Annotated in this window: 15 protein-coding genes; 8 read left to right on the top strand and 7 right to left on the bottom strand. The window is 63.0% G+C overall.

Going from position 1 to position 12,217, the window contains the following annotated elements; genetic code table 11:
- Positions 1-134 precede the first annotated feature (134 nt).
- Positions 135-1,286 carry a fumarylacetoacetate hydrolase family protein gene (locus A3AU_RS0127720; RefSeq protein ID WP_027055767.1) on the bottom strand — a complete coding sequence of 384 codons (1,152 nt, stop codon included), beginning with the start codon at positions 1,284-1,286 and terminating at the stop codon, positions 135-137.
- Between the two features lie 333 nt (positions 1,287-1,619).
- Here A3AU_RS0127720 and A3AU_RS0127715 point away from each other — a divergent pair, with 333 nt between their 5' ends.
- The 6 genes from A3AU_RS0127715 to A3AU_RS0127690 all read left to right on the top strand — a co-directional run bounded on the left by A3AU_RS0127715 (position 1,620) and on the right by A3AU_RS0127690 (position 6,946).
- Positions 1,620-2,504, top strand: a complete 885-nt coding sequence (locus tag A3AU_RS0127715) for an ABC transporter permease (RefSeq protein WP_051355490.1) — start codon at positions 1,620-1,622, stop codon at positions 2,502-2,504.
- On the top strand, positions 2,501-3,322 hold the full coding sequence (locus tag A3AU_RS0127710) for an ABC transporter permease (RefSeq protein WP_027055765.1): 822 nt from the start codon (positions 2,501-2,503) through the stop codon (positions 3,320-3,322). Before A3AU_RS0127715 ends, A3AU_RS0127710 begins: the two co-directional genes overlap by 4 nt.
- Positions 3,323-3,350: 28 nt before the next feature.
- On the top strand, positions 3,351-4,421 hold the full coding sequence (locus tag A3AU_RS0127705) for an ABC transporter substrate-binding protein (protein ID WP_027055764.1): 1,071 nt from the start codon (positions 3,351-3,353) through the stop codon (positions 4,419-4,421).
- A gap of 176 nt (positions 4,422-4,597) precedes the next feature.
- A complete protein-coding gene (locus tag A3AU_RS0127700) occupies positions 4,598-5,206 on the top strand; it encodes a cupin domain-containing protein (protein ID WP_027055763.1) in 609 nt (202 codons plus the stop codon).
- Positions 5,196-6,281: an ABC transporter ATP-binding protein gene (locus tag A3AU_RS0127695; RefSeq protein ID WP_027055762.1), complete on the top strand. Its 1,086-nt coding sequence runs from the start codon at positions 5,196-5,198 to the stop codon at positions 6,279-6,281. Before A3AU_RS0127700 ends, A3AU_RS0127695 begins: the two co-directional genes overlap by 11 nt.
- A 311-nt stretch (positions 6,282-6,592) precedes the next feature.
- The gene (locus A3AU_RS0127690; protein WP_027055761.1) at positions 6,593-6,946 is read left to right on the top strand and encodes a SnoaL-like domain-containing protein; all 354 of its coding nucleotides are present in this window, start codon (positions 6,593-6,595) and stop codon (positions 6,944-6,946) included.
- Between the two features lie 99 nt (positions 6,947-7,045).
- On the opposite strand, the gene A3AU_RS0127685 is transcribed toward A3AU_RS0127690, so the two are convergent.
- The 3 genes from A3AU_RS0127685 to A3AU_RS0127675 are packed head-to-tail and all read right to left on the bottom strand — an operon-like array spanning position 7,046 to position 8,453.
- Positions 7,046-7,525 (bottom strand): SRPBCC family protein, encoded by a 480-nt coding sequence (locus A3AU_RS0127685; protein WP_027055760.1) that lies wholly within the window; start codon positions 7,523-7,525, stop codon positions 7,046-7,048.
- On the bottom strand, positions 7,522-7,875 hold the full coding sequence (locus tag A3AU_RS0127680; protein WP_027055759.1) for an ArsR/SmtB family transcription factor: 354 nt from the start codon (positions 7,873-7,875) through the stop codon (positions 7,522-7,524). Before A3AU_RS0127680 ends, A3AU_RS0127685 begins: the two co-directional genes overlap by 4 nt.
- Positions 7,876-7,877: 2 nt before the next feature.
- Positions 7,878-8,453 carry a dihydrofolate reductase family protein gene (locus A3AU_RS0127675; protein WP_027055758.1) on the bottom strand — a complete coding sequence of 192 codons (576 nt, stop codon included), beginning with the start codon at positions 8,451-8,453 and terminating at the stop codon, positions 7,878-7,880.
- A gap of 160 nt (positions 8,454-8,613) precedes the next feature.
- Between A3AU_RS0127675 and A3AU_RS0127670 the strand changes: the two genes are divergently transcribed.
- Complete coding sequence (locus tag A3AU_RS0127670) at positions 8,614-8,961, top strand: ArsC family reductase (RefSeq protein WP_027055757.1); 348 nt, start codon at positions 8,614-8,616, stop codon at positions 8,959-8,961.
- Between the two features lie 261 nt (positions 8,962-9,222).
- On the opposite strand, the gene A3AU_RS0127665 is transcribed toward A3AU_RS0127670, so the two are convergent.
- The 3 genes from A3AU_RS0127665 to A3AU_RS0127655 are packed head-to-tail and all read right to left on the bottom strand — an operon-like array spanning position 9,223 to position 11,848.
- Positions 9,223-9,579 (bottom strand): DUF488 domain-containing protein, encoded by a 357-nt coding sequence (locus A3AU_RS0127665; RefSeq protein WP_027055756.1) that lies wholly within the window; start codon positions 9,577-9,579, stop codon positions 9,223-9,225.
- Between the two features lie 23 nt (positions 9,580-9,602).
- Positions 9,603-10,859, bottom strand: a complete 1,257-nt coding sequence (locus tag A3AU_RS0127660; RefSeq protein ID WP_027055755.1) for an aminopeptidase — start codon at positions 10,857-10,859, stop codon at positions 9,603-9,605.
- The gene (locus tag A3AU_RS0127655) at positions 10,856-11,848 is read right to left on the bottom strand and encodes a LysR substrate-binding domain-containing protein (RefSeq protein WP_027055754.1); all 993 of its coding nucleotides are present in this window, start codon (positions 11,846-11,848) and stop codon (positions 10,856-10,858) included. The genes A3AU_RS0127660 and A3AU_RS0127655 overlap by 4 nt, the downstream gene beginning before the upstream one ends.
- Positions 11,849-11,944: 96 nt before the next feature.
- On the opposite strand from A3AU_RS0127655, the gene A3AU_RS0127650 reads away from it, so the two are divergent.
- Positions 11,945-12,169, top strand: a complete 225-nt coding sequence (locus tag A3AU_RS0127650; RefSeq protein WP_027055753.1) for a hypothetical protein — start codon at positions 11,945-11,947, stop codon at positions 12,167-12,169.
- The last annotated feature ends 48 nt before the right edge of the window (positions 12,170-12,217 follow it).

Here is a 12,217-nt window from a genome sequence, read left to right as displayed (position 1 = left end):
GGCTGACGCCGCGCCATCAGCAGACCCATCAGATTGCATCAGCCGGGGTGACTTTTCAGGGCAGTCGGATGATCGGTGAAGGGGCCGAGCCCGCCAGCACCTTTGTCAGCGTCGATTTGCCGGCGCCGCTTTCGCTAGATGAGATCGGCCTTCGCCAGGTCGCGCATCAGATGGCTGGCGCCGTAGGTCCAGTGCGGGCAATCGGGCGACAACCGCACCCGGTTGACCAGCGCACCGAATTTTTCCGACGAGATGGTGACGATGTCGCCGACCTTGTGGGTAAAGCCCTTGCCCTTCTCGCCGCGATCCTTCGACGGCACGAACATGGTGCCGAGATAGAGCGCCAGCCCGTCCGGATACTGGTGGTGCGGGCCCATGGCGGCAGCAACAAGTTCTTCGGGCGAACGGCTGATCTCGGCCATCGAGCTTGCACCCTCCAATGAGAAGCCATCCTCGCCCTCTACCTTGAGGCGCACGACAGCCTGCTTCACGTCGTCGATGGAGAACGTGTCGTCGAACAGGCGGATGAAGGGCCCAAGCGACGCCGAGGCGTTGTTGTCCTTGGCCTTGCCGAGCAGCAGTGCCGAGCGCCCTTCGACGTCGCGCAGATTAACGTCATTGCCGATGGTCGCACCGACGATCCTGCCGCTCGAGGCGGCGATCATGGCGATCTCCGGCTCGGGATTGTTCCAGGTCGACACTGGGTGCAGGCCGACATCGGCGCCGAAGCCGACCGAGGCCATCGGCTGGCACTTGGTGAAAATTTCGGCGTCGGGGCCGATGCCCACTTCCAGATATTGCGACCAGGCGCCACGCGCGATCAGCTTGGCCTTGATCTCCATGGCTTCCGGCGAGCCGGGCTTCAGCTTCGAAAGATCGTGGCCGATCAGCCCGGCAATGTCGGCGCGGATGGCGTCGGCCTTTTCCGCCGAGCCGCGCGCCTGTTCCTCGATGACGCGCTCGAGCAGGCTGACGACGAAGGTCACGCCCGACGCCTTGACCGCCTGCAGGTCGACTGGGGAGAGGAGACTGGGTTTGGCCGGATCGCGCCTGGCCTCGAAACTGTTGGCCGCGATGTCGTCGAGCGAGCCGATCGGCTTGCCCTTGGCCGAGCGCAGATAGCCGGCCGGATCGGCCATCTCGCAGATGTCGCGCACGGTCGGAGCCGCCGTCGAGGTGATGTCGAAGACGGCGCCGTCGCGCACCGTGACCACAAGCGGATGCGACGCGCTTTTGGCGCGGCCGACAAAAAGGCCTTCGGCAGGCAGATGTGTCGGGTTGGTCATGCGTGCAGTCCTCTGATCACCGAAAAAATGCGGGCGTGCCGGGTCGGCGCGGCACTTTCACCGGATTCCTTTCAAAGGTCCATCCCATCGATGGCGATCAAAGGTGCTGTGTTTTGGCCATGAATCCGGGCTTTAGGCACCGCAGAAACTGAATGGCGTTTTCAAGAGCATGAAATTTTCGGCGGAGTTTCATGCGGTGCATCCAATCCTGTCGCCTTGCATCGGGCGGCGTGAGACGTTGACCGCAACCATTTCTGGCGGCCGAATTCCGCTTGACAGTTTCATGAGTATGAAAAATGCTTAGTCAATTTCAAAATGTCGGTGAGTAGGTCGATGTCGACCATCGTTGCAACGCAAGCCCAAGAGGCCCGCTCTTCATCGGGCTTCCGGTTTGCCATGCTGCTCCCGGGGGCGCTGGTCACCTTCCTGCTGATCCTGTTTGCGCTGGGCCTTGTCCTGTTCCTGGCCTTCCGCGGCAATGACGGTTCGCTGCTCGGCGTTGGGTTGACCATCGCAAACTTTGCCACCGTGGCGACAGATCCGCTCTACTGGACTGTGACGCTGCGCTCGTTGGTCATCGCCGGCCTCGTGACGCTGGCAACGGTCGTCACCGCCTATCCCGTCGCCTACTATCTTGCTTTCCATGCCGGGCGGCGGCGTGGCCTGCTGCTGTTCCTGGTGACGCTGCCGTTCTGGACCAGCTATCTCCTGCGCGTCTTCGCCTGGAAGATCGTGCTCGCCTACAATGGCGTCCTGAACTCGGCGCTGATCGAAAGCGGCATCTGGTCAGAGCCGACTTTGGCCTTTCTGAACACGCCGGCGGCGGTGGTCGTCACGCTCGCCCACGCTTATGCGCCCTTCGCCATCCTGCCGATCTATGTGGCGCTGGACACCATCCCGAAATCGCTGCTCGAAGCCGCCTCCGACCTCGGCGCCCGGCCATTCACCGCGTTCCGTCGCGTCGTGCTGCCCAATTCGATGCCAGGCGTGCTGGCCGCGGCGCTCGTCGTCTTCGTGCCGACGGTCGGCGACTATGTCACCCCGGCCATGGTCGGCGGCCCGGGGAGTACCATGATTGGCACGCTGATCCAGTCGCAGTTCGGCAAGGCCAACGACTGGCCGTTCGGCGCGGCACTTTCGGTCTGCGTCATGTTTGTCATCCTGGTCGTGGTGCTGGTCGCGCGCGGCGCCGACCGCCGGTTTGGCAGCCGCACATGAGAGTCGAACGCGCCATCACGAAACGGGATGGAAGCTGGCTCGGCCTCTACGTCCTTGCCTATCTCGTCTTCCTCTATCTGCCAGTCCTGCTGATCCCGCTGTTTTCCTTCAACGATTCCATCCAGGCGGCGTTTCCGCTGCAAGGCTTCACGCTGCAATGGTACCAGACGCTCTACGGCAACCCGGCGCTGTCGGGCGCGCTGTTGAACAGCCTCGTCATCGGCGTCATCGCGGCTTGCGGCGCCACGCTGTGCGGCATCACCGTTTCCTACATGGACCTCTACGGCCGCTCGCCATTGGCCGCCACCATCAGCGCCATCGCCCGGCTGCCGATCCTCATCCCCGGCGTCATTGTCGGCATATCGCTGCTGATCCTGGTCAATCTGATCGGCCTCGGGCCGTCACGCGTCGCCATCGTGCTCGGCCACATCCTGGTGGCACTGCCGACCACGGTGGTGATCATGCGCAGCCGTTTCGCCGCCATCCCCAAGACGGTTCGCGAGGCGGCGCTCGACCTCGGCGCTTCCGACTGGACGACGTTCCGGCGCGTCATGCTGCCGCTCAGCCTGCCTGCCGTGCTGTCGGCCTTCATGCTCGCCTTCCTGATCTCCTTCGACGAATTCATCGTCGTCTTCTTCCTTGCCGGCACCGAGCCGACCCTGCCGCTCTACATCTGGAGCCAGCTGCGCTTCCCCCGCTCGCTGCCGACCGTCATGGCGCTGGGGACAGTGATCCTGGCGGTGTCCTTCATCATCGCCGGCACCGCCGAGATCCTGCGCCACCGCGGACTCGGCGCCCAGCGCCGCAATTCAGCCTGACCACAACAACAATGAGAGGAGAACGAAAATGGCATTCCACATGAGATCTCTGACCGGACAAAAGGCCCGCGCCGGCCTCGCCGCATTGGCGCTCGCCCTGTCTTCGACCGTGGCGCTGGCCGCCGAAAAGCTGCAATATTTCACCTGGTCGGGCTACGAACTGCCCGACTTCAACAAGAGCTTCCTTGCCGCCCACCCTGACGGCGTCGAGGCCTCGATCTTTGGTGACGACGACGACGCCTTCACCAAGGTCAAGGCCGGTTTCCGGCCCGACATCGCCCATCCCTGCTACGACAAGGTGGCGCGCTGGAACAAGGAAGGCCTGCTGCAGCCGATCGACACCAAGCGCATCAAGAACTGGGATTCGATCTTCCCGGTGTTCAAGAACCTGCCCGACCTTCAGGCCGGCGACGGCAAGGTCTGGATGGTGCCGTGGGACTGGGGCAACACCTCTATCCTCTACCGCACCGATCTGGTGAAGAACCCCGAGGCGAGCTGGAACCTTCTGTGGGACAAGCAATATGCCGGCCGCATGGCGACAATCGATGCCGTGCACGACACGCCGATCGTTGCCGCACTGCTCGCCGGCGTCAATCCGTTCGACATGACACCCGAGCAGATGGACAAGGTCGCGGCAAAACTGCGCGAACAGCGCCCGCTGCTGTCGAGCTATACCACCGACATGACTTCGGTCGAGCAGGCGCTGGCCAGCGGCCAACTGGTTGCCGCCATGACCTGGAACGCGTCCGCCACCTCGCTGAAAAAACAGGGCGTGCCGGTCGAATTCATGAAGCCGAAGGAGGGCATGCTGACCTGGGCCTGCGGCTTCGTCATGTTGAAGGACGCCAAGAATGTCGATCTCGCCTATGACTTCATCAACAGCCGGTTGGATGCCGATTCGGGCAAGTTCCTGATCCAGTCCTACGGCTACGGCAGCTCGCTGAGCACTGCCTTCGCCGGGGTATCCAAGGAGGAACTGGAGAAGCTGCAGCTGCCGGCCGACCCGGATGTCATGTTGAAGAGCACGATCTTCACCGGCCCGATGAAGCAGAATGACGATATGGCGAAGATGTTCGAGAAGGTGAAAGCCGGCGGCTGAGCGCGATCTTCCCTTCTCCCCTTGTGGGAGAAGGTGGCCGCGAAGCGGCCGGATGAGGGGTGCTCCGGGGAACGCAAGCGTCTCACTCCGCTGGAACACCTCTCATCCGTCTCGGCGCTGCGCGCCGATCCACCTTCTCCCACAATGGAGAAGGGAAAGACAACAAGGACCAACGGATGGACATAGTCGACGAAGCCGCCGAAAAACCCAAGGACGATGCCGATATTCGCGTCGGCCGGCGCGTGCGGGCGCTGCGGCTAGAGCGCCGCCTTTCGCTGGCCGAACTGGCGGCAAAGGCCGGCGTGTCGATCGGAGCGCTGAGCCAGATAGAGCGCGGCATGTCCTCGCTGCGCGTCAAGGTGATCTGGCCACTCGCCGCCGCGCTCGATATCGAGCCGTCGGCGCTGATCGCGGACGGCAACGACGCGGTCAACGACCTCTATTGCGTGCGCGCCGACAAGCGCCGAGCGATTCCGGTGAAGTCTGAAGGCATAGCCAAGGCGCTGCTGTCACCGCCGGGCGCGACGCTCACCGGCATGCTGGTGACGGTGGAAGCCGATGGCGGCACGGCGGAAGCCTATGCCCATGCCGGCCATGAATTCGGCTATGTGCTTTCGGGCGAGGTCGAACTGGTGGTGGATTCGACAAGATACGGGCTGAAGACCGGCGACAGTTTTGCCTTCAAGAGCACGCTGTTGCACGCTTTCCGCAATCCCGGCGCCGAGCAATGCCGGATCCTCTGGGTCAACACCACGAAACCCTCCGAGGTTCGCGATGGCGCCTGATCCACTCGTCAGGCTTCAAGCCGTCTCGAAGGTTTTCCCCGGCGGCATCGTGGGACTCGATGCCGTCGACCTCGACATTTTCAGCGGCGAGTTCATCACGCTGCTCGGGCCGTCGGGCTGCGGCAAGACCACCAGCCTGCGCGTCATTGCCGGCTTCGAAAGCCCGTCGAGCGGCAAGGTCTTGCTCGACGGCCGCGACATCACGGCCCTTCGGCCCTTCGATCGGCCTGTCAACACCGTGTTTCAGGACTACGCGCTGTTTCCGCACATGAACGTCGCCGAAAATGTCGGCTTCGGCCTGTCCCTGCGAAAACTCACCGGCGCCGAGCAGGCAAAGCGCGTCGGCGAGGCCCTGGACATGGTCGGCCTCGCCGACAAGCTTCGCGCCCGCGTCTTGGAACTCTCGGGCGGCCAGCGCCAGCGTGTCGCGCTCGCCCGCGCCATCGTCTGCGAGCCGCGCGTGCTGTTGCTCGACGAGCCGTTGTCGGCGCTCGACGCGCATCTTCGCGAACAGATGCAGGTTGAACTGAAGCGTCTGCAATCGCGCCTCGGCACCACCTTCGTCATGGTCACCCACGACCAGACCGAGGCGCTGTCGATCTCCGACCGCATCGTCGTCATGAACAAGGGCCGCATCGAGCAGATCGCGCCGCCGGCGACACTCTATGACCGGCCCGCCACCAAGTTCGTCGCCAGCTTCATCGGCACGATGAACCTCCTGCAGTCGCGCTTTCTCGGCCGCGATGGCGAGCGTTTGCGCTTTGCCGCCGGTGACCTGCCGCTGGAGGCTATATCAGACAATGGCGAGACGCCGGCCGCGGGCGACACACGTACCATCGGCGTGCGCCCGGAGGATTTGCTGGCGGCCGCCGAGGCAGCCTACGGCACCGCGCCGGCGCGGGTGAGCGGTGTCGTCTTCCACGGCCGCACGTTGCGCCTTCACGCCCAGATAGGTCAGGGGACCTCCATCGTCATCGATGCCCCGCGCCAGGCCGAAGGCTTTCGATTCAGCGTCGGCGACGTAGCGCATATCAGCCTGCGCCGTGGGGCCAACTGCCCTGTGCTGCCGGGCTGACCACCTTCGCAAAGTCGCCGCACAGCTGCGCGGGCACATGCTGCAAGGAGCGGTGTCGGCCCCGGTTTTTGCTTGTTGGTCCGGATTTCGTGCTGATCCACAGTCTCATCGGCAAAGGCGTCTACGAGGAGTGTGGACGTTGGCAATTGACCGGTCAGGACGATTCTCTGGCCAGTATGTGAGAAATCGTCGTCACACAGCTGCGCTATCTCGATCGTCCTGACACGGGTTGTCAGCTGTCATGCGGGCACAGGTGGCGGGCCGGCAAGCGCTTCCCTACTTCGAGTGCGTCTGAACAGGAGGAACACAAAATGACCATTACGGACATTGCAAAGGATTTCACCGAGCTCCTCAAGCAGGGAGACCACAACGGTGCTGCCGAGAAGTACAATGCCGATGACATCGCCAGCTACGAAGCCATGGAGGGGCCGATGGCCGTCAGCCACGGCAAGGAGGCCCTCAGGCAGAAAAGCCAATGGTGGCAGGAGAACCACGAAGTCCATGGCGGCTCGGTCGAAGGCCCTTATGTCAATGGCGACCAGTTCGCGGTGCGCTTCACGTTCGACATCACGCCCAAGGCCACCGGCCAGCGTGTAACCATGGACGAGGTTGGCCTCTACACGGTCAAGAACGGCAAGATCACTGAAGAGCGTTTTTACTACTGAGGCCGGAAATTCCAGCCCTTCTTGGAGCCTGCGCTCTCCGCTGCAGGGCTGAAAGACGAGCATGGCGGCAGGGGCAATCCCTTGGCCGCCATGTGACGCTCACATCGTCTTTACATACTCTGCAAGCTGGTCGGCCACCGTGCCCCAGCCGTCGAAGAAACCCATTTCCTCGTGACTGTCGCGGGTTGCCTCGTCGCGGTGTATGGCGGTCGCGGTATAGCGCGTGCCCCTGCCTTCGGGCGTGAGCGCGATGACCGCTGTGATGAAGGGCTCGCCTGACGGGCGATAGCCCGACTGCAGCGCATCCGTCCACACCAGCCGCTCGTTCGGCGCGATCTCCAGATAGCAGCAATGGCGGTCGCTGACTTCCTTGCCGTCGGGCGACTGCATGCGTGTCCTAAACAGTCCGCCTGGCCGCAGATCGATCTCGCAATCGGTGATCAGCCAGGGTTTTGGCGTGAACCATTGCCTGACATGCTCCGGCGTCGTCATGGCGCGCCACAAAAGTTCGCGCTGCGCGTCGAGCACGCGCTCCAGCACGAGGTCCAGTCTGGGATCCGGCTTGAAGGGGTAGCTCATTTTTCCTGCTCCTTGAGGGTCATCACATAGGCGTCAAACTGATCGAGGCGGCGCTCCCACAGTGTCCGCTGTTCGGCCAGCCAGTTCTCGGCGAGCTTCAGCGGTTCGGGCGCCAGTTGATAGGTTCGGGTGCGGCCGCTCTTTTCCGATCGCACCAGCCCGCAGCCTTCCAGCACCTTGAGGTGCTCGATGAAGGAGGGGAGCGCCATCTCGAAAGGCTGCGCCAGTTCACTGACCGAGGCTGGGCTCCTGTTCAGCCGTTCGACCACGCGGCGACGCGTCGGGTCGGCAAGAGCTCGGAAGATGCCGTCGATCGGCGGTGGGCCGAGGCTGGCGGTCTGCAGGCTCATCGTCAGATTTCCCCGCCCTGCAGCACCTGGTAGACGAGCTCGACCGCGCCGTTCGGGAAGGTGTGCGTGGCGGTGAGCCGCAAATTGGTCGCGTCCTCGGTCCGGTCGAAGAATGCGGCGCCGCTGCCCAGGATGACGGGAAACACCATCAGCCGGTATTCGTCGACCAGGCCGTGTCGGCGGAGCGCGTTGGCCAGCATGCGGCTGCCGCCGACGAGAATGCCGCCCTTCAGGCTTTGCTTGAGCCTGGCCACGGCCGCCATCGGCTCGCCCTGCAGAACGATGGTATTGTTCCAGGCTGGATCTTTAAGTGTCGAGGAGACGACATATTTCGGCATGCCGTTCATGCGGTCGGCAAATGGCCCCTTATAGGCCGGCCAGGCGCCAGCGAAGCTTTCATAAGTCACCCTTCCGATCAGCAGTGCCTCGTGGTCGAGCACTTCCTTGAATTTGTGCTCGATCTGCTTGGCCTCGTGGCGCTTGCCCACCCAATTGGTGTGCCGGTAGCCAGGCTCGCCGCCCGGCGCTTCCGACACGCCGTCGATCGATATGAGTTCCGCAACGACAAGCTTGCCCATGATTTCTCGACCCATGATCCGATTTGGTTGGAGCAAATACTTAGGAAAAAACCTTAGTATTGGCAAGAGCCAAATTCGAACGATCGCGAAACACTGGCAATGCGGATAGGGCAAGCCTAGGCTCGGCGAGATTCGAAATTTCATCCGAACGAGGTCATTCGTGACGATCACCATGTACGGCATCACCACCTGCGACACGATCAAGAAGGCGCGCGTGTGGCTGGAGGGCCATGACGTTGCCTATCGCTTCCACGATTTTCGCGCGGAGGGGTTGGACGCGAAGCGGCTGGATGGCTGGGTCGGCAAGGTCGGTTGGGAAAAGCTGCTCAACAAGGGCAGCACGACGTTTCGCGAATTGGCGGACAAGGACAAGCAAGGCCTTGATGAGAAGAAGGCCAAGGCGCTGATGCTCGCCAAGCCGACGATGGTCAAGCGGCCGGTGCTGGAGGTTGGCGACACTATTTTGGTGGGGTTCAAGCCGGAGGCTTATGCGGCGGCGGTGAAGTAGGGCACCCCCCTCACTTCGTCATCCTATGGCGGAGCAAGGAGGGGAGCGACGCGGCGCAGACCCCTGGAGCTGCTCTGCAGCCCAAGGGATCCATGCCGGGACTCATGAGCGTTGCAACGGTGCAGATTATAGCTCCGCTGCGCCCTTCATTGAGGCCGCGGCATGGATCCTCGGGTCAAGCCCGAGGATGACGAACGCGTAGTGGCCGATCGCTAATTGTGAATGCTTTCGCATGCCGCTTTTGAAGCAGTCCCCCGTCCTTCACCCTGTCCCGCGCAGATACGCCGCCAACGCCACCGCATTGTTGTGCGCCTCATCATGCGCGCCATAGAGGAGCGTCACCCGACCTTTGCCGAGGAGGGCACGAAGCTGCGCGACCGCCTCACCGTTGCCATCCAGTTCGGCCCCGTACCGCTCCTGAAATTCCGCCCAACGCGCCGGTACATGTCCGAACCACTTGCGTAGATCATCGCTCGGCGCGATCTCCTTCAGCCACAGCGTCAGCGCGGCATCTTGTTTGCTGATGCCGCGCGGCCAGATGCGGTCGACCAGAACCCGCTGCCCGTCATCGGCTGCGGGTTGCTTGTAGATCCGCTTCACCATCAGGTCGAAGGCCACCGGACCCTCCCGCAAGCCTGCCCTCAGACCCACTCGCCCTTGCGCATCACCGGGACGCGGCCGCCGTCCTTGTGGACGCCGTCTATGTCGATCTTGTCCGAGCCGATCATCCAGTCGATGTGGATAAAACTCCTGTTGCCGCCGCGCGCCGCGATCTCGTCCTGGCTGAGCGAGGCGCCATCGACGAAGCATTTCGAATAGCACTGGCCGAGCGCGATGTGGCAGGCTGCGTTTTCGTCGAACAGCGTGTTGAAGAACAGCAGGCCGCTGGCCGAGATCGGCGAGGAATGCGGCACCAAAGCCACTTCGCCGAGACGGCGCGCGCCCTCATCGGTGTCGAGCACTTTCTTCAAGACATCCTCACCCTTTGAAGCTTTAGCCTCGACGATGCGCCCGCCCTCGAAACGCACCGAAATCTCGTCGATCAGCGTGCCCTGGTAGGAGAGCGGCTTGGTCGAGGAGACATGGCCCTCGACGCGCCTGGCATGCGGTGTGGTAAAGACCTCCTCGGTCGGAATGTTGGGATTGCAGGTGATGCCGTTCTTGGCGGTCGAGGCGCCGCCCATCCATTCATGGCCATCCGCCAGCCCGACCGTCAGGTCGGTGCCCGGTCCGGTGAAATGCAGGGCGTGGAAGTTATGGCCGTTCAGCCATTCGGTGCGGCCTCTCAGCGCTGCATTGTGCGCCGTCCAGTTTGCGATGGGGTCTTCCACGTCGACCCGTGACGCCGCGAAGATGGCATCGGCGAGCTTGACCACCGCGACATCGTCGGCATCGCCTGGAAAGACCTGCCTGGCCCAGGCGAGGTCCGGATAGGCGACTATGTTCCAGTTAATGTCGAAGCCGGTGATCTTCTCCAGCGCCGGCTGGTAGGCCATCGAATTCGCCTTGTTGGCGCGCGCCACTTTCGCCGGATCCTGTGCCGACAACAGTGACGGATCCTCGCCGCGCACGGCAAGCCGTGCCGCATTGTTGGAAAAAGCCTTCGCCATGCCTTCATAGAGCCAGCCGGCGGCATGGTCGAAACCCGCGTCGGCGCCATAGCGGTAGCGCGCCAGCGTCATCTCGTCATCGTTGAAGATCGGCGTCACCAGTCCGGCGCCGGCCTTGTAGGCGTGCTCGACGATCCGTCTGGTCAGCGGCAGGGCCGCGATTGAAGAGGTCAGCACCAGATCCTGCCCGGGTTGCAATTGCAGTCCGACCTTGATGGCGACTTCCGCCAGCTTGTCGAGCTTCACCGGGTCGATCGTTGCGGAAACGCCGCGCGAATGTGTGGTCATGGTCCTGCCTGTCGTCGTTGGATTTCTCGATCTACATAGACCGGCGACACGGTGCTTTCCACCGCGATCGCACCGGCGGGCCTTGCGGTCGCCGATCCGAACCGCGCCATCGTTGCCTCGATCTCTTCCTTGATCCAGGCCTTGAAGTCCCGGACCTTGCGGCTTTCCGTCTTGGCTGACGAGGTCACCAGCCAATAGCCGAGCCCGCTCTGGGCGCGGATGCCGAACGGCGCGACCAGCCGACCGTCGGCCAGCGCATCCGCGGCCAGCAATTGCCAGCCCAGCATCACGCCATGGCCGGCGATCGCCGATTCCAGGCACAGCATCGGGTCGGTGAAGCGCGCTCCTTTCTGGAAGGTGACCGGTGGGACGCCGGCAGCCGCGAACCAGCTTTCCCAGTTGATCATCGCCCGCTCGTCCGTGATGGCGCAGGTCTGGGCGAGGTCCTCGATCGAGCCCAGTTTCCTGGCGATCACTGGGGCACAGACCGGAAAAACCTCCTGTGCCAGAAGCAGTTCCGATCGCCCGCCCGGCCATTTGCCGTCGCCGAGCCGGATGGCGATGTCGATGTCGGAATGATCCAGATTGGCCAGCCGCACCGACGCATCGATGCGCAGCAGTACATTGGGATGTCTATCGAAGTGACGCGACAATCGCGGCAGTAGCCATTTCGAAGCGAAGGCGGGTGCCACCGAGACGACCAATGTGCATTGGGTCGCTTCGTCGGCCAGCGCCACGGCATGGGCAAGCTCGCGAAAGCCGGCGCCGAGGCGGGTCGCGAAAACGGCGCCGAACTCGGTCAGTACCAAACCGCTCGCCGTGCGCTCGAACAGCGCCTGGCCGAGCTGCTTCTCGGTACGGCTGATCTGCTGGCTGACGGCACTGACAGAAACGTTGAGTTCGCCGGCCGCCGCCGCGAGCGAGCCGAGACGGGCAACGGTTTCGACGGCGCGAAGGCCGTTGAGATGGACGCGGTTGAGCATGGCCATTTGAGATTTTCTAAACTGTTCCGTCTGAAATCTCAATTGAAACACATGCCGAAACGGCAGACCTTGTTGGTGGGAGAGAGACCCGTGGAGCCGGAAATGCTGAGCATGCTGTCATCGCTGAAGGGTCTGTTCGCCGTCGGCACGCCGTCCGGGTCATGCTCGCGGAGCGATACGCAGACATGGCTCACCGATCCGCTCTCGCATCCCGTGCTGGACACCATGTCGGAGCGTGAACTCGGTGATGTGCCGTTCAGGCTGACGGCGCGACGGACCGTACATGAGACCGCTTCATTGCGCGACCGTTCCGGCGGACACTGCTGAGCGGACGCCGCACCCATCCATTTAAGGAAAAGTCGAGGCGATCGCGCC

Source organism: Mesorhizobium erdmanii USDA 3471, assembly GCF_000472705.1.
In the GTDB taxonomy this organism is placed as follows: domain Bacteria; phylum Pseudomonadota; class Alphaproteobacteria; order Rhizobiales; family Rhizobiaceae; genus Mesorhizobium; species Mesorhizobium erdmanii.
The sequence above is the reverse complement of the archived record's forward strand: the minus strand, read 5'-3'. Positions and strand labels throughout refer to the sequence as shown.